This window comes from Streptomyces sp. NPDC051172, from assembly GCF_040682555.1.
Classification (GTDB): Bacteria; Actinomycetota; Actinomycetes; order Streptomycetales; family Streptomycetaceae; genus Streptomyces.
Window position 1 is genome coordinate 146,527 of the sequence record NZ_JBFBBE010000006.1, and the last position, 23,068, is coordinate 169,594.

The 23,068-nt window shown below is 71.6% G+C and carries 20 protein-coding genes and 1 pseudogene; 5 read left to right on the forward strand and 16 right to left on the reverse strand.

From position 1 onward, the window contains the following. Positions 1-45 precede the first annotated feature (45 nt). A complete protein-coding gene (locus tag AB0N07_RS05480) occupies positions 46-1,101 on the reverse strand; it encodes a MerR family transcriptional regulator (RefSeq protein WP_365832317.1) in 1,056 nt (351 codons plus the stop codon). Between the two features lie 141 nt (positions 1,102-1,242). On the opposite strand from AB0N07_RS05480, the gene AB0N07_RS05485 reads away from it, so the two are divergent. Beyond that, positions 1,243-2,118 (forward strand): hypothetical protein, encoded by an 876-nt coding sequence (locus AB0N07_RS05485; protein WP_365832370.1) that lies wholly within the window; start codon positions 1,243-1,245, stop codon positions 2,116-2,118. Here AB0N07_RS05485 and AB0N07_RS05490 read toward each other — a convergent pair. From AB0N07_RS05490 to AB0N07_RS05535, 10 genes are all read right to left on the reverse strand, one after another. After that, positions 2,081-2,710 carry a hypothetical protein gene (locus AB0N07_RS05490; protein WP_365832319.1) on the reverse strand — a complete coding sequence of 210 codons (630 nt, stop codon included), beginning with the start codon at positions 2,708-2,710 and terminating at the stop codon, positions 2,081-2,083. The genes AB0N07_RS05485 and AB0N07_RS05490 overlap by 38 nt on opposite strands. Then, positions 2,676-3,506 (reverse strand): FkbM family methyltransferase, encoded by an 831-nt coding sequence (locus tag AB0N07_RS05495; RefSeq protein ID WP_365832372.1) that lies wholly within the window; start codon positions 3,504-3,506, stop codon positions 2,676-2,678. Before AB0N07_RS05495 ends, AB0N07_RS05490 begins: the two co-directional genes overlap by 35 nt. Before the next feature lie 2 nt (positions 3,507-3,508). Continuing rightward, positions 3,509-3,733: a Trm112 family protein gene (locus tag AB0N07_RS05500; protein WP_115908341.1), complete on the reverse strand. Its 225-nt coding sequence runs from the start codon at positions 3,731-3,733 to the stop codon at positions 3,509-3,511. Beyond that, on the reverse strand, positions 3,730-4,650 hold the full coding sequence (locus tag AB0N07_RS05505; RefSeq protein ID WP_365832374.1) for a hypothetical protein: 921 nt from the start codon (positions 4,648-4,650) through the stop codon (positions 3,730-3,732). Before AB0N07_RS05505 ends, AB0N07_RS05500 begins: the two co-directional genes overlap by 4 nt. A gap of 24 nt (positions 4,651-4,674) precedes the next feature. Beyond that, positions 4,675-5,424, reverse strand: a complete 750-nt coding sequence (locus AB0N07_RS05510) for a class I SAM-dependent methyltransferase (protein ID WP_365832321.1) — start codon at positions 5,422-5,424, stop codon at positions 4,675-4,677. Next, entirely contained in the window at positions 5,421-6,845 is a 1,425-nt protein-coding gene (locus AB0N07_RS05515) for a condensation protein (protein WP_365832323.1), read from the reverse strand. The genes AB0N07_RS05510 and AB0N07_RS05515 overlap by 4 nt, the downstream gene beginning before the upstream one ends. Beyond that, complete coding sequence (locus tag AB0N07_RS05520; RefSeq protein ID WP_365832325.1) at positions 6,842-11,230, reverse strand: alpha-(1->3)-arabinofuranosyltransferase family protein; 4,389 nt, start codon at positions 11,228-11,230, stop codon at positions 6,842-6,844. The genes AB0N07_RS05515 and AB0N07_RS05520 overlap by 4 nt, the downstream gene beginning before the upstream one ends. Further along, positions 11,227-12,003 (reverse strand): class I SAM-dependent methyltransferase, encoded by a 777-nt coding sequence (locus AB0N07_RS05525; RefSeq protein WP_365832376.1) that lies wholly within the window; start codon positions 12,001-12,003, stop codon positions 11,227-11,229. Before AB0N07_RS05525 ends, AB0N07_RS05520 begins: the two co-directional genes overlap by 4 nt. Before the next feature lie 50 nt (positions 12,004-12,053). Beyond that, positions 12,054-13,205: a glycosyltransferase family 4 protein gene (locus AB0N07_RS05530; protein WP_365832328.1), complete on the reverse strand. Its 1,152-nt coding sequence runs from the start codon at positions 13,203-13,205 to the stop codon at positions 12,054-12,056. 206 nt (positions 13,206-13,411) lie between these two features. Continuing rightward, on the reverse strand, positions 13,412-14,386 hold the full coding sequence (locus tag AB0N07_RS05535; RefSeq protein ID WP_365832330.1) for a DUF3068 domain-containing protein: 975 nt from the start codon (positions 14,384-14,386) through the stop codon (positions 13,412-13,414). A 199-nt stretch (positions 14,387-14,585) separates the two neighbouring features. Between AB0N07_RS05535 and AB0N07_RS05540 the strand changes: the two genes are divergently transcribed. Both AB0N07_RS05540 and AB0N07_RS05545 read left to right on the forward strand, forming a co-directional pair. After that, the gene (locus AB0N07_RS05540) at positions 14,586-14,738 is read left to right on the forward strand and encodes a hypothetical protein (protein WP_344406642.1); all 153 of its coding nucleotides are present in this window, start codon (positions 14,586-14,588) and stop codon (positions 14,736-14,738) included. A gap of 3 nt (positions 14,739-14,741) precedes the next feature. Further along, positions 14,742-15,983 carry a helix-turn-helix domain-containing protein gene (locus AB0N07_RS05545; protein ID WP_365832332.1) on the forward strand — a complete coding sequence of 414 codons (1,242 nt, stop codon included), beginning with the start codon at positions 14,742-14,744 and terminating at the stop codon, positions 15,981-15,983. 92 nt (positions 15,984-16,075) lie between these two features. Here the strand turns inward: AB0N07_RS05545 and AB0N07_RS05550 are convergent. Beyond that, positions 16,076-16,441, reverse strand: a pseudogene (locus AB0N07_RS05550) (cinnamyl alcohol dehydrogenase); the annotation flags it as partial. A 14-nt stretch (positions 16,442-16,455) separates the two neighbouring features. Next, positions 16,456-17,694: a transposase gene (locus AB0N07_RS05555; protein ID WP_365832334.1), complete on the reverse strand. Its 1,239-nt coding sequence runs from the start codon at positions 17,692-17,694 to the stop codon at positions 16,456-16,458. Positions 17,695-18,064: 370 nt separating this feature from the next. Here AB0N07_RS05555 and AB0N07_RS05560 point away from each other — a divergent pair, with 370 nt between their 5' ends. Both AB0N07_RS05560 and AB0N07_RS05565 read left to right on the forward strand, forming a co-directional pair. After that, positions 18,065-18,838 carry an IclR family transcriptional regulator gene (locus AB0N07_RS05560; protein WP_365832336.1) on the forward strand — a complete coding sequence of 258 codons (774 nt, stop codon included), beginning with the start codon at positions 18,065-18,067 and terminating at the stop codon, positions 18,836-18,838. Beyond that, positions 18,835-19,680, forward strand: coding sequence for an SMP-30/gluconolactonase/LRE family protein (locus AB0N07_RS05565; RefSeq protein ID WP_365832338.1), 846 nt, complete (start codon positions 18,835-18,837; stop codon positions 19,678-19,680). The genes AB0N07_RS05560 and AB0N07_RS05565 overlap by 4 nt, the downstream gene beginning before the upstream one ends. Here the strand turns inward: AB0N07_RS05565 and AB0N07_RS05570 are convergent. From AB0N07_RS05570 to AB0N07_RS05580, 3 genes are read right to left on the reverse strand one after another with little or no spacing between them, the layout of a single operon-like run. Then, a complete protein-coding gene (locus tag AB0N07_RS05570) occupies positions 19,670-21,076 on the reverse strand; it encodes a pyridine nucleotide-disulfide oxidoreductase (RefSeq protein WP_365832340.1) in 1,407 nt (468 codons plus the stop codon). The genes AB0N07_RS05565 and AB0N07_RS05570 overlap by 11 nt on opposite strands. Continuing rightward, positions 21,069-22,307: an MAB_1171c family putative transporter gene (locus AB0N07_RS05575; RefSeq protein ID WP_365832342.1), complete on the reverse strand. Its 1,239-nt coding sequence runs from the start codon at positions 22,305-22,307 to the stop codon at positions 21,069-21,071. The genes AB0N07_RS05570 and AB0N07_RS05575 overlap by 8 nt, the downstream gene beginning before the upstream one ends. Continuing rightward, positions 22,304-22,906, reverse strand: coding sequence for a toxin-antitoxin system, toxin component family protein (locus AB0N07_RS05580; RefSeq protein ID WP_365832378.1), 603 nt, complete (start codon positions 22,904-22,906; stop codon positions 22,304-22,306). The genes AB0N07_RS05575 and AB0N07_RS05580 overlap by 4 nt, the downstream gene beginning before the upstream one ends. Between the last annotated feature and the right edge of the window lie 162 nt (positions 22,907-23,068).

Consider the following 23,068-nt stretch of genomic DNA (forward strand, 5'->3'; position numbering starts at 1 on the left):
AGAACGACACCCCCGTTCCTACACCAGCCGCCCCGACGACGACGATCAGGAGGCCTCCCGCACCACGTCCGCCACCACACAGCTCACGTTGTCCGGGCCCCCGGCCTCGTTCGCCGCGTCCACCAGGGCCCTGACGGCCACGTCCGGGGCCCCGGTGGAGAGAAGCTCTCGTATACGGGCGTCGGGAAGCACGGTGGGCAGACCGTCCGAGCACAGGAGGTAGCGGTCGCCGGGGGCGGCGTCGTGCAGACGCAGGTCCGGGGTGCCGGTGCCGAGGGCCTTGAGCAGGAGGGTGCGCTGCGGATGGGCCGTGGCCTCCTCCTCGGTCAGCCGGCCCTCGTCGATCAGCGACTGGACCACCGTGTGGTCGTGGGTGATGCGGAACAGCTCCCCGTCGCGCAGCAGATAGGCGCGGGAGTCGCCGATGTGGACGAGGGCGAGGCGGGAGCCCGTCCAGAGCAGGGCGGTGAGGGTCGTGCCGTTCGAGTCGGGGTCGTCCGTCGCGTCCCGGACCGCCTCGGTCGCGCCCTGCACGGCGTCCTCCAGGAGGTTGAGCACACTGCCGGCCGGCACCTCCTGAGTGTCCAGGAACCTGAGCGCCTCGACGGCCGCGCTGCTCGCGGGCGCACCGGCCGGCCCGAAGCCGTCGGCGACGGCGAGCAGACGCGTGCCCGCATACGCCGTGTCCTGGTTGGCGGGCCGCACCCGGCCGCGGTCGGAGTGGGCGAAGTAACGCAGTTCCAGCATGGTGGTGTCCTTCCTGGTTTCTTCCGTCAGGTGATCCACGAGGAACGCGGCGAGATCCCGCCGTACCGCCGTCTCGGCCTCCACCCGCGCCCAGTACGCGCGGATCTCCCGGGCGGCGGCCACCGGATCGAGAGCGCACACCTCCCGGATCAGGGCCAGCGGCATGCCCAGCCGCCGCAGCCACGCCACCAGCCGGGCCTGCTCCAGCTGTCCGAGGGCGTAGTAGCGGTAGCCGGTGTGCGGGTCGACCCGGGCGGGGCGCAGCAGCTCCAGCTCGTCGTAGAGGCGGAGAGCCTTCGGCGAGAGCCGGCAGGCCCGTGCGAACGCACCGATCGTGAGGATGTCCCTGCGCATCCGGCAGTCCTCTCCGTGTTCCTGTCACCGATGCTGCGGCTTCACCGAGGGGGAAGGTCAATCCGGTTGCTTCGGTTGCGGGGACCGTGGTTAGCCTGCGGAACGATTGACCGCCGTATGACCTACGAACTGGAGTCCGCCGTGCCCCGAGTCGCACTCGCCACCTACGACCCCGGCGCGCAGCCGAGCAAGGACCGCGACCTGCCCGTGCTGGTGCAGGCTCTGCGGGACGCCGGAGCCGAGGCCGTCGCCGTCCCGTGGGACGACCCCGACACCGACTGGAGCGGCTTCGACCTCGTCGTCATCCGGTCCACCTGGGACTACAGCTGGCGGGCGGAGGAATTCGTGGCGTGGGCCGAGAAGTGCACCGCGGTCACCCGGCTGGCCAACCCGGCCGAGGTCGTGCGCTGGAACACCGACAAGCGGTACCTCGGGGACCTGGCGGAGGCGGGAGTACCGGTGGTCCCCACCCGGTATCTCGCGCCCGGCGACGCCCCCGACCTGCCCGACGACCACGAGTACGTCGTCAAGCCGACCTCCGGCGCGGGCGCCCGGTACGCCGCCCGCTACACACCGGACGACCACGACACGGCCGTACGGCACCTCGCGCGCATGCACGAGGAGGGGCTGACCGCGATCGTCCAGCCGTATCTGTCCGGCATCGACGTCAGCGGCGAGCGGGCCCTGCAGTTCTTCGGCGGCCGCTTCCTGCACGCCATCCGCAAGGGCGCCGTACTGGCACCGGGCACGGCCTACGACGCCACCAAGGTGGCCCACCCGGACCTGGTCCCGTGGACCCCGACCCAGGCCGAACTCGCCGTCGCGGAACGGGCGTTGGCTGCCGTTCCGGATGCCCCCGAGCTGCTGTACGCGCGCGTGGACCTCGTCGACGGAGCGGACGGGGAGCCGCGGCTGATGGAGCTGGAGCTGGTCGAGCCGAATCTGTTCCTCGGTCTGCATCCCGGGTCGGTGGCGGTGGTCAGGGACGCGATTCTGGCGACGGCGACCGGTCGCTGACCGCCACCCGCTGCAACAACCCCCAGGAGAACTCGGCGGTCACCTCCCGCCGCACCCCCTTCCCGTCCGGCGCCGTGAACGCCAGCCCCCACCGCGTGGGTGCCGTGCCCTCCAGGGGCCGGGCGGGGGCGAAGGCGCGGGCTGCCTCGTCGACGGTGCAGGACCAGGGGGTGAGGTCGTCGAGGGTGCGCAGGGTCGGGCCGGGGGTGCCCGGGGCGCGGACCAGCCATTCGTTCCAGACGGCGCCGTTCGGGGCGAGGAGTACTTCGAAGCGCAGGTCGGGCCAGAGGGGAACGGGCCAGAGGAGGGCCTCGCAGTCCAGGTCGCCGACCTTGCGGGTGATCGTCGACTCGGGGGCGCCCAGGATCGAGCGGTACCGCGTGGCGGCGGCTCGGGAGTGTGGCGAGTGCAGCATCGCCTGCCACCGCCTGTTGGCCTCCCTCATGTCGGCGATGGAGACGCCCAGTGCGCGGCGGGCGTCCTCCACCAGGTCCGGGTTGTGGTCGGCCATGCGGCGCAGCAGGACCAGCTGGAAGTCGAGGGGCGTGAAGGGGCGGCTAGCGGGGCGCTTGGCGGACGGCATGGGAACCATGGTGGCCCACCGTGTCGGCGCCCGGACGGCGGCCGTCCGGGAGGAAGAGGACCGAGTTGACGTAGCGCGGGTGCTTGCGGAAGGGCAGGACGCGGCCCAGCAGGCCCTGGGCGACGACGTGCGAGGCGGTTGCCTGATGGGCCTCCAGGGGGAAGCGGGACAGCGGGATCCAGGTGTCGCCGGGCAGCACCCAGCCCTCGTAGCGCAGGAGGGAGAGGTAGGTGACGACCGGTGTGACCGGCTGGATCCGGGACTCCAGTTCGACGAAGAGGGCCGGGCGGTCGCGGGCCAGCAGGCCCGTGGCGCCGCGCAGCACCGCGAGCTCGTTGCCGTCCACGTCGATCTTGATGAAGCCGACGTCCCGCAGGCCGAGTTCGTCGAGGGTGACACAGGGGACGTGCAGGGCCCGGGCGTGGATGTCGCGGCGGACCAGCGAGGACACGCCCCGGTCGCCCGCGTCGTCCGGCGGGAGCCACAGCCGGGCGGTGCCGGGGCGGTCGGAGGCGGCGGCCTGGACGACACGGACGTTCGGCGGGGCGGCGGAGGTGAGCAGGCGGGCCAGATGGGGGACCGGTTCGACGGTCACCACCTGGCGGGAGCGGGTGGCCAGGCGCCGGGTCCAGGGGCCGTACCAGCCGCCTACGTCCACGGCGGTGCCGCAGCCGGGCGGGCACAGGTCGGCGAGCCGGGCCAGCTCGGGTTCGAAGCGCGGGTAGACCGCGCGGGCGGCGGCGGCCACCACGCGGACGGGCAGGAGCGGGGCCAGTCGGGCGGCCAGGGTGCGGGGCGGGGTCACGGTCACTGGGCCATCCGCTTCAGCAAGGCCTCGTGCTCGTCGTCCGACACCTGCTCCCCGGACGACGGCAGCAGCTGCGGGATGCCGTCGACGATCGGGTAACGGCGGTGCAGGCGCGGGTTGTACAGCGCCTCGGGGACGGCCGGGCCGTCCGGCCTCACGAGGTGCAGCGGGCCCTTGTCGAGCGGGCACGCCAGGATCCGCAGCAGCGGGTCGTCGGGGTTCATGGAGGGGTCAACTCCTTGGTGGCGACGGGGGGTTGGGAAGGCGTCGGAGGCGGGGGCTGGTCGTGTTTGGGCATGGCCAGCAGGACGGAGACGGCGAGGACCGTGCCCGCAAGACGCAGGGCGAGCCGCAGCGGGTCGTGCGGGAGCGCCTCGCCGAAGGAGAGGGTGCCGAGTACGGCCGTGTAGAGGCAGGTCACCGTCGTGCACACCGGCACGATCAGCGAGGCCCGGCAGCGCTGCAGCGCGGCCTGCGACATCACCAGACCGAACGCGCCGGTGAAGAGGAGGAGATACGGATACGGGGACTTGAGCAGGCCGGCCACCGCACCGCCCAGCCCGCTCGACGTCAGGTAGCTCGACACGCCCTTGATGGCGAGCGAGCTGACCCCGTACAGCAGGCCGACGGCCACTCCGTACTCCACGCCCGTCGTCGGTGCGCGGTGGCGGTGCCGGGTGCGTCGCTCCGCGGCGCCGTACAGCCACACACCGCCCGCCAGTGACGGCACGCACACCAGCAGGATCAGCTGGTAGGGGGCGCTGCGGCTGACCGTGTCCGAGCCCTCCTTGAGGGAGAGCACGACCATCAGCAGCGCGGCGAGGATCGCACCGAGCGCATACCGTTCCCGCCCGGTCGTCTCCTCGCCCAGCAGCCGGGCGGAGAGCAGGACGAGAAGCACCAGACCGGAGACGAAGATGCCCTGGGCGGCGGCGATCGGCAGCGTCCGGTACACGACGAGCTGTGCGCCGAAACCGGAGGCGAGGGCGAGGGAGCCGCCGATCCACAGCGGACTGCCCAGCACCAGTCTCAGCAGCCGGGCGGGGTTGCGGATGGTCACCTCGGGCAGCGCGGTGAGCGCCCGTTTCTCCAGGACGAAACCGAGGCTGTACAGGGTGTTCGCCAGCAGCGCCGCGGCCACTCCCCACCACATGACGTGCCCCCTCTACGTCTTTGTCTTCCGTGCGTGCAGGAGAAGGATCGAGGCGAGCGAGGGTCTGGAGCAGGCCAGGCGGTCGAGGGGACGCAGCGGCCGGGGTACGCCGTGGAAGGGGGCGCCTTTGACGTCCACGATCTCGAAGCCGGACGCGGCGACGAACTCCCGTAGCGCGCGGGCGGTGTACAGCCGCAGGTGTCCCACGACCTCCGTGCCCGGGCGGCCGTGGATCGCGCGCAGGCTGACCTCGGAGAAGACGGGCTGTACGCCCGCCAGCAGCAGGGCTCGGTTGTACCAGGCGGCCAGGTTCGGGGTGGAGAGCATCAGGTGGCCGCCCGGACGCAGGATGCGGCGGATCTCGTCGAGGGCGGCGTCCGGGTCGACCAGGTGCTCGATCACCTCGCTGAACAGCACGGCGTCGGCGGAGCCGGACTTGAACGGGAGCCCGCCGTCGGTGAGTTCGCCGCGGATGGCGTACGACAGGTGGGTGCGGGCCCGTTTCAGGGCGTCCTGGGACCAGTCGACGCCGATGATGCGGTGGCCGGTCAGCAGCGGGGCCGCGGTGGCGGCCGCGGTGCCGTCGCCGCAGCCGATGTCGAGGATGGTGCGGGGTGGGCCCGTGGCCGCCGGGCCGAGCGCGGCGGCCAGCATCCGGGCCTGCCGGAGGCTGCGGGGCGTGCCGGAGGCGACCGGTACGGCGGGGTCCTCGTAGAAGTCACGCAGGTCCGGGCGGTGCACGGGGGCGGTGGTCGCGTTCACGGGGTCACCTCCGTGGAGTGCAGATAGTGCTCGAACAGGTCGCGGAGGTGTGCGCCGTCGCCGTGGCCGAGCAGGGCGCGGGACCAGCGCAGGGCGAGATGGAGGCGGCCCGCGGTGGAGGCGGTGGTGACGGTGAGGCCGCGGGGCATACGGGCCGGCGCCGAGAACCAGACCGCGTGCGCGCGGCCCGCCTCCTCGCCGAAGTCGAGGGGGTACGGGATGCGGCCGATGTTGCTGAGGAGTGTCGTCGACGTCCAGGGGGCGGCTGCTCTGCGCAGGCCACGGGTGAGGGCGGCGCGCCAGGCCACGGGGGTGACGGGGGCGGTGAGGAAAGCTGCGCCGTGGCCGAGTTGGGGGCGGGGGAGGGACTTGAGGGCGCGTGTGCGGGTTGCCGTGCGGCGCAGCAGGGCGGGCATGGCGGTGGGGTCGTGGGCGGCCAATTCCTCGGGGGAGAAAGGGACTTCGACCAGGCGGGTGCCGTTGCCGATGGGCATGGTGGCGTCTCGGGGGCGGTCGTCCACGGGCATGGTGATGCGGAGGGGGCGGGGCGGTGCGCCGTGTTCTCTGTTCCAGTGGGCGATGGTGAGGGCTGTGGTGACCATGAGCTGGTCGTTCACCGTGTAGGGGGAGCCCTTGGGGCGGTGGGGGAGGGGGAGTTCGGTGACGAGCATGCCGTTGCCGGGGGAGGGTTCGGGGGTGCCTTGGGCCAGCCTGGCGGGTGGGGACCAATTGGACGGGGTGTCGACGGGGTCCTGCGGAGTCCTGCCGGGTGGGCGTGTGGGGGGTGCGGCGGGGGAGTTGTCCTTGCCGCTGTAGATCTCGGCCGCGGTGGCCAGGACCCGGAGGCAGGCGGGGCCGTCCAGGGCCGTGTGGTTGATGGTGAGGAAGAGGACGGTGCCGGTTCCGGTGCCTTGTACGGCGCCGGAGGCGCTCTTGCCGGGGGGTGGGTTCGCCGGCCCGCGCTTGCGGGGTGCCGCCACGGCGTCCGACGCCTCGCTGCCCTCCGCCGGCCCCGCCCCCTCCACCACCTCCAGCCGTATCGGCGGTGACAAGGTCAGCGGTGGTGCCGTCGTCAGGGCCCGTGTCCGGGCGTCCCGCAACGCCGACGGGCCCGTTGGCGGGAAGGTCACCACCTCCGTGTCCGGGGCCGCCGTCAGTTCCCACTCGTAGCGGCGTCGGTACCAGGGGCCCGAGGCCTCGCGCATCAGGACGCGGGGGTGGCGGTGGAGGGCCTCCGCGAAGGCTGTGCGGAGGCGGTCGCGGTCCAGGCGGCCCGGTAGGTGGACCTCGATGTGGACCGTTTCCGGTTCCTCCTCCTGAAGGCAGTGCCGGGCGACCTCGTCGACGACGGGGAAGGGGATGCGGGCCGGCGGTCGGGCCGCAGGGCCGTCGGCGCGGGCGGGGTGCTGGAGTGCGGTCACGTGGGTTCGTCCCTCCCCCTGGGGGCTTCCGGTTGCTCGGTCGGAGTCGGCCGGAACTTCGGTTTGCGGAACTGGATCCGTGCGGTCGGCGGGTCGGGATCGGGCCCGCCGGGGCCGCGTGCCGAGACGGTCGGCCCGGCGTCGGGGGGCGGGGGCGGCGGGGTCTCGCCCTCGGGTACCGGTCCGGTCACGCCCCGGCGCCGCTGTGGGAGTGGTCGGGTGGGTGCCTCGGAGCCCGGCGCCGGCGGCAGCACCGCCGTCGAGCCCGGTCCCTCGTCGGGCTCCCGTACGCTCACCACGCCCGCGAACAGCCCGATCAGCGCGAGCAGTTGGGCCGTGTGGCCGAAGGCGCCCCCGCCCGCGCCGACGGGTTCCCCGGCCCCCGTGGCCGCCGCGATCCCGGCCCCCGCGAGGGCGACGAACGCGACCGGCACGAGCAGCGCGTGCCGCCGGTGCGCCAGCAGCGCCAGCGCCGGTACCAGCAGCGCGAACCATCCGGCGATCAGCACGCCCACCACGGTCAGGGCCACCGTGCCGAGCCAGAGCCCGGGGAGCGGCGGTACCGGCTGCGGCAGGTCGGGGTTCGGCGAGCGGCGGCGCCAGACGACCAGTCCGACCAGGACCGCCAGGCCCACCGCGCCGCCGATCAGCCCGCCCTCGTAGGTCGTCGCGGGCTCGTACGACAGCTTGACGGTGCCGCCCGCCCCGGCCGGGATCCGCCAGCCCTGCTGCCAGCCGTCGAGGCGGACCGGGGTCAGCTCCTTGCCGCCCAGGGTGGCCTTCCAGCCGTCGTTGTAGTTCTCGTACGTCGTCAGATACGTGGCCGCCCCGGAGCCGACCGTCACCTCGCGGCGGTCGCCCAGCCAGTCCCGTATCGTCAACTGCCGTTCCACAGCGGTGGCTTCGGTGACCGGGCCGCGGGTCAGGGTCACATCGGTGAGGGTGAGCGGTCCGGCGTCCCCGGCCTCGACGCGGTGCGTACCGGCTGCCAGCTCCACCTCGCCGTCGTCCCGGCCCTGCCGGCAGAGCGTCACCTCGACCGTCCGGCGCTCCGTCAGATCCCGTACCGTCCCCTTCGCGCTGGTCTGGTACAGCTTGCCGTCCACCGCCACGTCCGGCCCCTGCCCGCACGGCAGCGAGAAGGCGCGGGAGCTGCTGGGCTGCGGGGTGCGGTACTGGTCGAGCGCCGGGATGTACGCCTCGCTCAGGCCCACCGGGAGCTGCAGGTCCTCGTCGGCGACGGGGTTGTGCAGGGTCAGGGGTGCCGTCTGGGTGATCGTGATGTCCAGGTGGTCGGTGGTGATCGGGTCGAAGCGGGCCACGCCGTTCTCGTCGACGCCGGCGATGGTCGCGCCGTCGGGGGAGCTGATGGCCACCTGCGTGGGACGGGTGGACAGGCCGCCCGCGGGCGCCAGCACGATCTCCCCCACCGGCTGTTTGCCGCTCCAGCTCAGATGGATCGTCGGCCGGTCGCCCGCGATCCACGCCGTGGTCAGATCACCGTCGGTGAGGTTGCGCGCCGACAGGCCCGCGCCGAGGGCCGCCGTGGAGTCGGCGGTGGCGACGATGCGGTTCTGCTGGTCGGGCGCGACCTCGTACAGCAGCTTGTCCAGTGCCTCGCCGCTGACCGGCACGGCGCCCGCCTTCACCTCGTACGTCCCTGCCGTGGCCGTGGTGAAGCGCCGGTGCAGGCCCGCCTCGGTGCCGGTCGCGGAGAGGCCGGTGGGGTCGGGGGTGCGGTGCAGGGAGATCAGCGTGGCGGCGGCGTCGGAGTCGTCCGCGTCCGTCGGCAGCCGCAGCAGCCGGGTCACCTGGACGTGCGGGAGGGCGATCTCGGAGAAGCCCGCACCCGTCAGACCCGAGCGGCGCTCCACCGAGTCGACGATCGTCAGCTTCATCCAACTGGTCGCGCCCGCGGGTGCCTTGATGCTCTGCGTCTGGCCGTTCGGCCGCAGGAAACTGGTCCTGGCCCCCTTCTCCGTCTCCACCCGCACCTTCGTCGCGGCCGACCGCACGCTCTGCTGCGGCAGCGGGGTCACCTTGAACGAGGACGGCATGTCGTACGAGCCGGTGAAGCCGATCCGCAGCCACTGCCCGTCCGCCGAGCCGGGTGCGCCCTCCGCCCAGGCGGTGTCCGGGTTGCCGTCGAAGGCGTTCACCGGGTCGTACTGCGGGAGGTGGAAGAGCCAGTTGCCGCTGGAGGACGCCGTCACCGAGCGGGCGCCGCGCAGCTGGGCCACCGTCTGGTGGTCGAGCCCCTTGGCCGGCAGGATCTGGTGCGGTTGCTTCCCCGCATCCTGTACGGCGTCCGGCGCGTTCCGCTCGGAACTGGTGTACGTGTACGAGGTGTTGCCGCTGACCAGCCCGAACCGCGTGTCCGCGCGGCGCAGTCCGTCGCCGACCACCTGGAGCGGCGGGGAGCCGAGCCCGGGGTGGTTGTCGCCGGTCAGCACGGTCGCACGGCCGCGCAGCTCGGAGGCGAGCGGCAGCAGGGCCTCGGGCCCGCCGGAGACGACCGCGGTGTCGGAGACGGGCAGCAGATGGGCCTGGCCCGGTCGCGGGACGTCCTTGTCCGTGGGTTCGTAGACCTCGACCGCCCGCTGCCGCGGATAGAGCCCTTCCACCTGCAGCGGAGCGTCATGGGCGATCCGGCCGCCGGTCATGACCGGCCCGAACCCGGTCACCCGGACGTACCCCGACTGCTCCAGGGTCCGCTTCACCGTCGTGGTCGGCACGGAGCCGATCTGGTCGGGATCGAGGTCGTTGCGTACGAGGACGTAATAGATCCCCGCCCGGCTCAGGTAGTCGGCAAGCCCCGGCACGTCGCTCCCGGAGGCCAGCGCGTCCTCCACCGCGTCCATGGCGCGCCGGTTGCCTGGGGTGCCGAAGGGGACGTAATCCCTTTGTGCCCAGCGGGACTTGGCGAGGACGTCGAGGGGCTGGTCGATGGGGGAGCCCCAGGTGTAGATGCCGTGCGAGGTGGCCGGGACGACGAGAGCGCGGGAGTCGGGGGAGTACTTCTCCAGCCAACCGGCCGTGGTCTTCCAGTACTTGGGGAGCTCCTGGAACGACCCCGGGTTGAGGATCGAGCCGTTGAGGTACGGCCACAGCAGTCCCGGCAGGATGAGCAACGCAGCGACCAGTGGGGCGAACCGGCGCCCACGCACCCGCCGGGCACCCCGCGGCTCGGCCGCGATCCCGACCACGTGCGCGAGCCCCAGCACCAGTGCCAGAGCCGGCCCCGTCTGGAACTTGTAGATGTTCCGGAAGGGAACGAGCCCGCCGTTCAGCCAGTCCTGCACGACCCCGTGGAAGGGTGCGCCGAACGCGCCGCCGTATCCGGCGAGCAGCACCAGAGCCGTGGAGATCACGGTCAGAACCAGCCACCGTCGCTCGGGCATGTCCCGTCTCGCGAGCCCCGCGAGACCGAGCCCGGCGGCGAGCGCCGAACACACGACGACGATCACCGACGCGGCGACCGTCCACCCGGCCGGCAGCCAGGCCTGCCCGAAGTGCAGATAGGCGACCCAGTTACCGGCCCCGCGCAGCGCCTCCGTAGCGGACATGGTGGCCGTCGTGGTCTGCGAACTCTCCACGTACGGAAGGAAGTTCTCGCCGTAGACCCCGAGCATGAGCAGCGGTACCCACCACCAGGCGGTCGCCACGATCACACCCGGCACCCACCAGGCGATCAGCTTGCGCTGCCGTGGCCCGGGCGGGCGGGAGAGCAGATACAGCCCGACCGGCAGCAGCGAGGCCAGCGTGGAGGCGCCGTTGACGCCGCCCATGAAGGGGACGACCAGCGCCGAGCGCAGGGCGGCGACCCGGGCGCTGTACCGCTCGTTCGTCAGCGGCAGCAGCACCCAGGGCAGAAAGGCACCGGGCAGCGCGGCCGCGGACGTCGACCCGACGACGATGGTGAAGACGGGCCACAGCGCATACGCGACCCCCGCGAGCAGCCGCGCCCCACTGCTCCCCGCCCGCAGCCGCTCGGCCAGCCGCAGCGCACCCCAGAAGGCGACGGACACGATCAACGACATCCACAGCCGCTCCGCCAGCCACACGGGCAGACCGACCGCGTGACACAGCCAGTAGAACGGCAGCATCGGCCACAGATAGCCGGCGTACTGGTCCTGGATCCCGCCGAAGCTGCCCTGGTCGTTCCACAGCTGCCCCAGGCCGGAGAAGAAGGCACCCGGGTCGACCGTCACGCCCAGCTTGGTGTCGAAGGTCTGCCGCCCCGGGTGGACCACCAGGAACAGCAGCAACGCCACGGCCCAGAACCCCACCAGCCAGCGCCGCGACCGGGGGCCCTCCGGCGGGCCCGAGGTGGCCGCGGTGGTGTGGACGGCTGCCGGCGGAGGGGCCTGGACCGTGGTCGTCATGGGGGACACCGCCGGAGGATGAGGAGGAGGTTCCAGGTGGCCACCTCACGTATCCCCGGCGCTTTCACGACGGTCTCCGCGAGGAAGGGCCAGTAGCGGGAGCGCGCCGAGACGACCGTGACGTCGTCGCGGGCGCGCACCTGCCGCAGGGTGGCGCCGATGTGCACGGCGAAGAGGTTCTCGCCGAGGGTGTGCTTGGCGGGCTTTCCGGTACGCCGCCGGTAGCGGGCACGGGCCCGCCCGGCACCGAGGTAGTGCCACGGCGCCCATTCGTGACCGCCCCACGGGGACAGCCAGTTGGTGAACGACACATAGATCAGCCCACCGGGCCGCGTCACCCGGGCGAGTTCACTGAGGAACGTCTGCGGATCGGACACATGCTCCAGCACGTTGGAGGAGAACGTCACGTCGGCGGCGCCGTCCCGCAACGGCAACAGATACCCGTCGGCGATCACGGCCCCTTCGAGCGGCTTCTCCCCGAGTTCCCGCACGTCCGGCTCGAAGAGGTAGGCCTGGGCGCCCCGCCTCCTGAACTCCTCCGTGAAGTACCCGCCACCACCGCCGACGTCCACGACGGTACGACCGACGACAGGCCCGTCGTAGGCCTCGACCTGATCGGCAGCGTCACGGGCGAGCAACTCGTAACAGGACTCGGGGTCGTCCTGTTCGTGCCGAAAGGCACGGAAGAGGGCAAGGGAACGTCGGAAGGAGGGATCTTTGAAACCGCCGGGCACCGGAGCGCCCCAAGAGGGGCGCGGGGCTGCTTTGAATATGCGGCTACCGCCGCGTGCGCGCGACAAGCCACGACGCACCCGCAGCCGACTCACGGAGCCCAGCCCCGCAGAGCCTCCGCAGCCACCGCCCGAAACTGTCTCACCGTCCGGTGCCACCGATACCGCGCCGCCCGGTCACGGGCAGCCTTCCCCATCAACTCCCGCCGATGCCCGGACAGGGCAAGCGTGCACCAGGCAGCCGCAAACGAAGACTCCCCGTGCGCCAGCACCCCGGTCTCCCCGTCCACGACGGAATCCCGCAGCCCCGGCACATCAAAGGCAATGGTCGGCGTCTCCCGGGTCGCAGCCTCGGTGACCACCAACCCCCACCCTTCCACCGCAGACGGATGCAGCAACAACCAGGCCGCACACAACAGCCGGTGCTTCTCCGCCTCCGAGACGTGCCCCACGAACTCCACGCCGGGCCCGGCAAGCTGCTCCAGCCGCCCCCGCTCGGGCCCGTCACCGACGATGACGAGCCGACCGCCGGTCACCGGCCGCACCCGCTCCCAAAGCCTCAGCAGCAGATCGATCCGCTTGTACTCGACGAGCCGGCCGACGGCCACGAACAGCGGCTCGGCCGACCGGTCGGCACGCGGTCCGGGCTCCTCCACGCCGTTGTGCACCACACGGATCCGGTCCCGCGAGACACCGATCCCCCGCAGGGCATGCGCGGTCGAGGGGGAGACCGCAACCAGCAGGCTGCGATGCTGCGCACCGGTCAGCGCCCACTGCTCGAGTCTTCGGCCGATCCGCGCGGCCGGCGCGAGGGGCCCGCCGAACCGCATCTTCCACAGGTCGGAGTGGACGTGGTTGACCAGACACAGGGTGGGGCCGTGGTGCCAGAGTGGTGCGAGATACGGCATGCCGTTGCAGACCTCGACCAGCAGATCGGTCTCGCCGACCTGACGGGCGAAGGCGGAACGCGCACGCAGATAGTGGCCGAACTCGCCGCCGGCCGACACGACCCGGTAGTCCCGGAAGGCCGCGGGCCCCCCGCAGATCAGGGTCACCTGGTGGCCCAGGTCGGTCAGTCCGTCGGCGAGCCGGTCGACCAGCAGCTCCGAGCCGCCGGCCGCCGGATTGTCGAGATCCCGGTGGGCGAGGAAAACGATTCGGCGCGGTTGTGGGGGGAGCGCCGAGGGGTGCTGCGGAGGCCAGGGGTGCGTGGTGCGCAGCGGGGATGGCACGTGCTGGGGCATGGGTGCTCCAACTCGTCTCAGGGTGCGGAACTCAGCAGTGGCTTTCCGGACTTGCTGTGGGGGGACTGAGCTCTTCATGGGCGGGGGGTGTGGACACGTTGTGCTTGGGTGGGGTTGGACAGTTTTCGCCCAGCCGTTCGCCACGGCTACTCACCGGGGTGACAAATTTCCGCCTTATTAGAACTGACGTCATGTCACATCGTGAGCTAAGCCTGTGAAGTCCGGGGTATCTCGGGTGAATCTGGACGCTTCCGTCCTCGTACCACCAAAACCGCACCCACTACCGCCAGTACGAATCCGGCCACAGCGGCGGTAATCGGCAACGTCTGCCCCACCATGAGCAGCCGGCCGCTCTCCTTTTTGGCCAGCTTCACCTGGTCCTTCTGCGTGGCGGTGGTGAACGCCAGCTTCTGGCTGTCCAGCAGCACCACCGCATCCTTCTCGGCGCCCGGCGCCCGCAGGGTGCGCCGCGGGCCGACCTGGGCGTAGAGCACCCGGCCGGTGCGCTGGTCGACGACCAACTCGATACCGTGGTTGGAGTACCACTCCTCGGCGAGGACCTGCGGTTTGTTCTTCTGCCCGACGATGGTGCCGGGGACCAGCCGCGTCCCGATCTTCGACGGCGGGACGGTGCCGGTGAAGCGGTAACCCCGGTATCCCTGGATCTTCTTGGTACCGGAGTAATGCAAAGTGACGGTAGAACCAAGTGAGTTGTCCCACCACTGGTACGACTTTCGGCGCACGTCGAACGGGAACTTCAGATAGGCGTCACCTTCGAAGTACGGGTTCTCCTTGCAGCAGTGCACCGGCTGGTTGGTGTGGCGGTTCGTCACCCAGCGGTTGAGGAAGAACTCCAGCGCGTCGTGCGGATCGGCGGCCGGCAGCGACTTGTCCGTGTCGACCGTCGTCGTCACGTCCCACACCGCCCGCCCGCTCTTCTCGCTGTCCGCGACATTGCCGCGCACCTGCTGGGTGACCGTGATCCGCTTGTCGTGGACTGTCTGGATCTGGTCGGTGTCGAAGTAGCTTCCGGTGCCTCTGTAGACGGCTGTGGTGTCGATGTCGATCGGGTTCACGGCGGCCCGCGGTTCGACGTACCAGGCCAGCATCGGCGCCAGGACCAGCAGAAACGTGCCGAGTCCCAGCAGGATCAGCGAAAGGGGGGAGGCTGTACGGCGCATCCGGACACTCCAGGGGGAGGGATGACGGAGTTGGGGCCGCTCTGGCCCGCGACGCCGGACTGGCGAGTAGACAGGGCCTTGGGCCGGGAACCGTAGGCTGCTCTTGACGGGGTGTCAATGCTTGTCGAAACTGGGGCCGACAGGCAGGGGTGGGGGCACCGGGGTGGGACGACCTCCGGACAGAGAGGCTGACCCTGCGATGTCCAGACTGCTCGCTGCCCTTCTCACCGTCGTGGCCGCCGCCGCACTCGCCGTGGGCGCCGCGCTCGGCATCGTCGCGCTGCTCGATGCGACGCCCGCCCAGCCCAACACCCCCTTGATCACGTACGAGCAAGCCGGGCAAGGGAGTTGACCGGTGACGCCCGCTCACTCACCGGCCGTCACCGCCCGCTCGGCCTGGCGCGACGTCCCCCGTCTCCAGGTCCGCCGGTTCGCCGCCCTCGCCATGGCCGAGGCGCCCGCGCTCGCCGAGGAGATCCTGCGCGAGATCCGCCGCGAGTACCCGCACCTGCCCGTGGTCCTCGACGAGTCGGGCGAGCCGAAGGCCATGGTCGGCATCCGCCGCGCCATCGAGGTCTTCGTCCAGCACCTGGAGCAGTCGGAGGGCCGCCCGACGGTCCCGCCGGGCGTCTTCCAGGACTTCGGCCGAGGCGAGGGCCTGCACGGCCGCTCACTGGACTCCCTGCAGGCGATCTACCGGATGGGCGTACGCCTGGCCTGGCGCCGTTTCGCCGAGATCGGGCAGCGGGTCGAGATCCCGCCGCCCGCGATGTACGAACTCGTCGACGCGGGTTACGAGTACCTGGACGGCCTGGTCGACCAGTCGGTGCGTGGCTATGCGGAGGCGGCGGCCAGGCAGGCCGGGGAGCGGCTGAGGCTCCAGCGGCGGCTGATGGAACTGCTGCTCGCCGAACACCACCGGGGCGACCCGGCGGACGCGCTGACCGAACGGGCCGCCCGGGTCGGCTGGACGCTGCCGCGCAAGGTCGCGGTGGGCGTGCTGCTGCGCCCGGCCCGCGAGGCGGTCGCACCCGCCGTGGGAGAGGGCGTGCTGCTCGACATGGAGTACGAGCAGCCCCGCATGGTCGTCCCCGAACCCGACGCGGCCGGCCGCCCCGAACTGCTGCACCGCGCGCTGACCGGCTGGTCCGGGGCGATCGGGCCGCCCGTACCCCTGTCCGACGCGGGGAAGTCGCTGCGCTGGGCCGAGGCGGCCGTAGGCCTGATGGAACGGGGGCTGCTGCCCGCCGGGGACGTCCTGTACTGCACGGAACACACCGAGGCCCTGGTCCTGCTGCAGCCCGAGGAACTCATCGACGACCTGGCGCTGCGCTGTCTGGCCCCGCTCGCCCACTGCGGCCCGGCGCACGGGCGCCGGCTTGCTGAAACGTTACTGGCTTGGCTGGAGACGCGAGGCGGGGCCCCGGAGGTGGCTGCCCGGCTGGGCGTCCACCCCCAGACCGTCCGCTACCGCCTCCGCCAGATCCGCGAGCTGTGGGGCGACGAGATCGACGACCCGGACCGCCGCTTCGAGCTGGAACTGGTGCTCAGGGCCCAGCGGTTGAGGGGGGTGGTGGGGGAGGCGGGGCGGCGGTGACGAAAGTCAGGCCGGCAGGGCTCAGAGGCCGTAATGGACGGGATTTCACCTCCGGGTCGCCGCCGGGGCGACGGAGGTTTGCCTCACCCGCGTCACTTGGAGCGCTGTGGGCGCCTCGCTTCGTAGTGGTCCAGCAGGGTCTCCTCGGCGGGCCGGTAGGCGATCCCCAACCACCGCACGCTACGGCTGTTGTCGACCCGGAACCTGATGCCGAGGTGCCCCCGGATGTAGTCCTGGGTGACCCCGAGAGCAGGGCCGAGGATGCGAACTAGCCCGTGTGGAATGCGGGTTCGCGGCTGCCGCACATTCCTCGGATGCTGCCCCGGAATGATCCGCGCCATCTCGTGGGAGGACGTCATCCGCTGCGCCGCGACGATGTAACGCCCGTGTGCGTCCGGCCTCTCGGCCGCGGCGACGTGCGCGTCGGCCACGTCCCGCACATCGACCGTGGTGAAGGTCAACTACCCAGGCGCTAAAGCGCCGGGCTTGCACAACGGGCATCACTGGCTGTGATGGTGCGTCTGCGTCCAGCCCCGTCCCGCTGGCGCGGTGGTGGGGCAGGGGCCGTTGACGGGGCCCCGCGTCGCCACAACTCCCACGCGCGGGCGCGGATGTTACGGGAGCCGTTCCGGTCTGCGTGATCAACGAATCCGCAGTTCCGGCACGCGAACCAGGCCTGCGAGACCCGGTTCGCCTTGTCTACGTGCCCGCATTCGGCGCAGGTACGGGAGGTGTACGCCGGATCGACGTGCACTACCGGCACTCCCGCCTTGCATGCCTTGTATGCGATGAACTGCCCCAGCTGGTGGAAGGACCAGCTGGAGTGGGTGGACCGTTGGGGCTTGCGAAGCCGTACCCGTTCGCGGATGCCCGTGAGGTCTTCCAGGGCGATCCCGCGACCGGTGCGTTCTGCCTCGGCCACCACATGTTTCGCGATCTTGTGGTTGATGTCCTTGGCCCGCCGCGCCTCCTTGCGCCTGCGCTTCTTCAGCCGGCGCTTGGCGGACGGGGTGTTCCTCTTCTGCAGCTTGGCGCGCAACTTCCGCTCCCGCGCACGGATGCGGTTGAGCTCGCGTCCGGCCATGATCTCGCCGTCGCTGGTGGTGGCGATGTTGACGATGCCCAGGTCGACGCCGAGGAAGTCCACCGGATCGGTGTTCGGCGGTGCCTCGGGGACCTCGCACGTAGCCAGCAGGAACCACATGCCGTCGCGGCACACGAGGTCGGACTCGCCTTGGCGGTACAGGGCCAGCGTGGCCAGTTGCTCCGACGATGCGGTGAGGGCCACGTCCTTGACCCGGCCCGCCACCGTCCAGATCGAGACCCGCCGTTCGGTGATCTGCCAGGACAGCATCCGGTCGTCGTAGGGCTGCGCGCCCTCGGGCCGGAAGGCGACCGGTTTCTCGGTCGCCCTGCGGTAGCGTTTCGAGCCGGGTCTGCCCAGGTTCCCGGCCTTGAGATTCGCCTTCAGGGTGGCGTACGCGTCGCAGGTCTTCTTGATGACGTGCTGGGCGGCCTGCGCGCCCAGGCTCCACCGGGTCCTGATCTCCCCGTAGGCGTGCTCTCGCAACGCGAAGTTGCGCTTCACGTCCTTCTCGAAGGCGACCCGGCTGCACCAGGTGGCGGCCTCGTTGCACGCGTGCAGGGTCGCTTCAAGTGCCGCCGCCTGTACGGGTGTCGGCAGCAGTTTCACCTGCACGATCAGCTTCACGATCACCGAACGTACACAGCTGTACGGGCCGCCACCACACGTTCGGAACGGATCACCCGATCGAGGGAAGCAGCCACCCACGGCCATCTCCGTCGGCCGGGCGCCCGGAAAGAATCACGCTCAAGGTCACTCGGCTCGTGGCGTTGGTGGGCTGCGAGATTCGGCAGGTCTGTTTGGTGCCTCATGCTCGCGGAGGGCGCGCAGGCATGGTTCGACTCGGTTTGGGAGCTACTGGGCTTTCCTTGACCCACCTGGTCTGCGCAGAACCATTGCCCTGGCAAACGCACCATGCGTAGCCTGTGTTCGTCATGCCGATCGTCTGTTGAAATTTCGAACAGACAGCCTCAGATAACAAGGGAGGGGGCCGGTCGTGGGACGCCTTGTACCTGCCGTGACCCGGGCTCTCGACATTCTTGAGCTCTTCCTCGACGGGGACGGGACGCTCTCCGCCCCCGACATAGTGCGCAAGCTGCAGCTGCCGCGCACCACCGTGCACGAGCTGGTCACCACGCTCGCCGCCCGGTCGTACATCGTCCAGGTGCCCGGGCAGCCGGGACGCTACCGGCTCGGTGTACGTCCGTACCAGCTCGGGAGCCGGTACGCCGAGCAGCTGGACCTCCCGGCCGAGGGGCAGCAGGTGGCCCGGTCCGTCGCCGAGACCTGTGACGAGACGGTGCACGTGGCGATCCTCGAGGGTACCGACGTCATCTACATCGCCAAGGTGGACTCCACCCATGCGGTGCGTATGGTGTCGGCGGCCGGACGGCGGCTGCCGGCGCACTGCACGTCTGTGGGGAAGATGCTGCTGGCCTCCCTTCCGGAGCAGGAGCTCACCGCGCGGATCCCGGACGACGCCGAGCTCGTCGCGATGACTCCCAACAGCATCACCGAGCCGTCCGCCCTGCGCGAGGCCCTGGCGCAGATCCGTCAGCGCGGGCTCGCGGTCGAGAACCGTGAGTCCAACCCGGACGTGAGCTGTGTGGCGGCGCCCGTGCGGGACCGCACCGGGCAGGTGGTGGCCGCGCTCTCGATCTCCGTGCCCATGATCCGCTGGAGCGACGAGCGCCGCGCCGAGCTGGAGCAGCTCGCCGCCAAGGGTGCCGTCGAGCTGTCGGAGCGCCTCGGCCACCGGACCGTCGTATGACGGCGTACGAGGTGGCGGTGCGTGCCGAGGCCACCCTGGGCGAGGGGCCGACCTGGGACGCGGCGGCCGGACGGCTGATCTGGATCGACATCCTCGGCGCGCGGGTCCACACGTACGACCCGGTGACCGGCCGTCGCACGACCCGCGTCACCGACCAGCACGTGGGCGCGGCGAAGCCGAGGGCCGGCGGCGGGCTGGTCCTGAACCTCCGGGACGGAGTCGGCCTCGTCGACCCCGACGGCACTTTCCGCTGGCTGCACCGCGAGGTCGTCCCCGGCCGCCGTGCCAACGACGCCGCCGTCGCCCCCGACGGCTCCCTGTGGGCCGGCACCATGCGCTACGACGAGGCGGCGGGCGGCGGCACACTGTCCCGGATCACCGGGGACGGCTCGGTCGAGCTCGTCCTCGACGACGTGGCCGTGAGCAACGGCACCGGCTGGAGCCCCGACGGCCGCCTGATGTACTACATCGACTCGCCGACGCGGCAGGTCGACGTCTTCCACCACGAGGACGGCCGGGTCGCGGACCGCCGCAGGTTCGCGCAGATCGAGGACGGCGCCGGCTTCCCCGACGGGCTGACGGTGGACGCCGACGGCTGTGTGTGGGTGGCGCTGTGGGACGGCGCGGCGGTACGCCGCTACACGCCCGACGGCGAACTGGACCGCGTGATCGAACTCCCCACGCCCCGCGTGACCGCCTGCACCTTCGGCGGCCCCGACCTCACGGACCTGTACATCACCACAGCCCGGGTGGGCCTTGCGGCACCCCACCCGGTGGCGGGTTCCCTGCTGGTCGTACCCGGCGCCGGAAAGGGGCTGGAGCAACCGCCCTTCAGGGGCTGAGCCCCGCCGCCTTGCGCTCCTCGGCCGTCAACGGCGGCCCGCTCAACGCCGGTCTGAGCGGGCCGACGAGTGCGGCCAGCAGCACGGACGGTGTCAGCAGCACCCCCGCTCCCCGCTCCAGCGACGTCACATCCGTCACACGGCGGGCGATCCGCCCGTTCCCCGTGGCCGTGTACATGAGCCGGGACACGTACGCGGCCACGATGCGATCCCGCACCGTCGGCCCGTCCTTGGTCGCTCCCGGATAGAACACGTCCTGCCCTATGGCGAAGTCCCAGGCCGCTGAGACCGGCCGGGCGACCGCCTTCTGGACGCGCCGGGACAGGCCGGACGCACCAAAGCCGTGATGCCGAGTCGACTCACGTAGAAGAAGGGCGCTTTGGGCGCCCACGGCGAGTCCATGACCGTAGACGGGGTTGTACGCGGCCAGCGCGTCGCCGAGGACCGTGAAGTTGTCGGGCCAGGCCGGCATCCGTTCGTAGAAGTACCGGCGGTTGACGGTGGCGCGGGTGAAGGCGACGTCGGACAGCGGCTCGGCCTGCGCGAGCAGGTCGCCGATCAGCGGGTGGCGCAGCCGCTCGCGGGCGAACGGGAGGAAGTCGGCGTTGGCGGAGGTCGGTTCACCCCCGCGGGTGCCGTTGAGGGTGACGATCCAGCGGCCGTTCTCGATGGGCAGCAGGAAGCCCGCCCGGCCGGGGCTGCCGTCCCGCGGGTCCGGCGCCACGTTGACCACCGGGAAACCGTCGCGGGCCCCGTCGGGCGCGAGGTACAGCCGGCTGGCGTAGGCGAGGCCGGTGTCGACCTGGCGGCGCTCCGGCGCGGGCAGTCCGAGGGCCGCGAGCCAGCGGGGCGCTCCGGAGCCGCGGCCGGTGGCGTCGACGACCATGCCGGCGTCGAGGGTCCGCTCCCGGCCGTCGCGTGCGCGTACCCGGACCCCGGTGACGGCCTTCGCGCCGCCCGCGAGCCCCAGTACCTCCGTGCCCTGGAGCACCTCGACGCGGTCGTCCGCGAGGACGTGCGCCCGGATCGTCGCGTCCAGCAGGTCCCGCCCGGCCAGGACGACATGGTGGGACTCGGGCCAGCGCCTGAACCAGCCGTGCGCCGACAGGGCGACGACGTCCGTGGTGACCGGCGCCCGGCGCGCCCCGGCGTCCAGGAGCGCCCCGGTGATGCCCGGCAGCAGTTCCTCCGTCGCCCGTACCCCGCCCGACCAGAGCATATGGGCGTGCCCGGCCTGCGGAAGTCCCTTGCGGGGCGCGGGTGTGGCGGGCAGTTCGTCGCGTTCCACGACGATGACCCGGTCGGCGAGGCCGGCCAGGGCCCCGGCCGCGAGCATGCCGGTGTGGGATCCCCCGAGGACTACGGCGACTCTGGCGGGGGAGGGACGTTCAGTCATGCGTGGACATGCTCTCTGCCGGGGCGGTCGCGAGGGTGCGTACCGCCGTGATCTCGTCGGGGTGGCGCAGGGCCTCGGAAACGGCCTGGATCTCCTGGAGCAGATACGAGGTGTCGGGCCCGTCAGTGCCACCGTCGCCGTCGCCGTCCGCAGCGTGCCGTCCGGTCCCGACGGCCTGAAGGATCGTCACGGCGGCGGCGAGGGCCTGCGCCCGGCCGCGTTCGTGGCCGAGGGCGAGAGCGGCGTCGTGGGCCCGGCCGCGCAGGTCCTCGTCGAGGAACCTCGACAGCTGCAGGAGCGCGTCGCGGATGTAGGTCTCGCGGCGGATCAGGCGGATCTCCGCGGTAGCGCGCAGAGCGAGCGGTTCTCGGCTGCCCACGACGGTCCGCATCAGCCGGGCGAGCGGCTTCAGCTCCCGGTGCCGCCGGCGCACCAGCCAGCGGTCCTGGAGGTACTGTCCGGCGTGCGGGACGATGAAGCCGACCGCGACGAGGGTGGCGGCGATGCAGGCGGCCGACGGTGCGATGTTGGCGTTCAGCCAGTCCAGGTCGTGACCGGTCCACCGGGCTGCCACCGCCGTGAACTTGGCCGCGCTGAAGAGCAGGTTCGTCGCGTAACCGATGCCCAGGAACCTGAGCCCCCAGCGCAGCCAGGCGTCCAGGCCGTCGGTGCGGATCCAGTTCCATACGAGCCGGGTCGTGATCGTGCAGGCCACGGTGTGCGCGGTGAGATAGAGCAGGATCTCCTCGCGCATGAACGGCGTACTGGCGTAGTAGGTGTCCAGGTTCCGGGGCTGTTCCACGGGCACGTCGGCGAGCGCGAACAGCACCCAGAGGGTGATGACCACGGCCGCGTAGACGGAGATCACCCAGCGGGTTGCGCGCCGCGTCTGCTCCCGGCGGTCGGTGGGGCCGTTGCGCCAGTGCACGACCAGCAGGAGCCAGGACGCGGACAACGCGGTGATCAGCGAGTACACCAAGGGCGCGGCGATATTCGGCACGCCGGTGACCCGGTTGGTCCAGACGATGGTGCCCGGGGCCGCAAAGGCGAACACCGCGCACGCGAACAGCAGCAGTCCGCCGACGGCACGCAGCAGCGGGTCCCGCCACAGCTTGAGGATGCTGGGCAGCTTGATCACCAGTGCGGTGGCCAGGACGACGGCGGGGATCCAGAACGAGATGTACACCTCGCCGAGGAGGCGGGACGGTTCGAGCGCCGACTGCGTGCTCACCCCGCTGCCCTCCCGCCCCTGCGGTAGCCCAGCGAACGCTGCAGCGGGCCCGGCGGCGGGTCCGCGCCATGCCCGGTCAGCAGTGGCCGGAAGGTGCTCGCGAGCCGGTGCCCGAAGTCGTCGGCCTCCGCCTCGTCGGCGACGCGGGAACCGTCGCGCGCGGCCACCGACAGGGCTGCGTCCTTGAAGGCGTTCCACTTGCGCCGGTCGGCCAGTGCCGCCCCCGCCACATGGTGATGGCTGTGCCCGGCGTGCAGATGCCACAACTCATGGCCGAGGATGACCAGTTGCTGCACCGCCTCGGCCCGCTCCTCGACGATCACCAGGTCGAAGTCGGAGAACTCCACCCACAGCCCGGTGACTTCGATCTCGTCGGGAAACCGCTCGAAGCGCAGCTCCACCGGCCGCCCGCCGCGCAGCACGCTCATCTCCTCGCACAGCGCCCGGCACAGCTCCCGCGCATCGGCCGGCGGACGGGGTCTGGCCCGCATCGCCGCTCCGAGGCCGTCCGTCAGCTTCCGCATCCCGGACACCCTCCGCGAGCGCCGCAGCCCGGCGGCGATCCGGGCCGCTTTCCGCCGCGCGCCCGCGATGTCCATCGCTCCCCCTTCCGACAACAGGCCGTCCGAGACTACGCCGTCGTTCAACGGCGAACGGCCTCCTTGCCGGTAACTCCTGTCCAAACCATTGACTGGCAAGCGCTCCCTATCTACGGTCCCGTTCGAAGTTACGAGCGCATTCCGAAATACCGAACCGGGTAA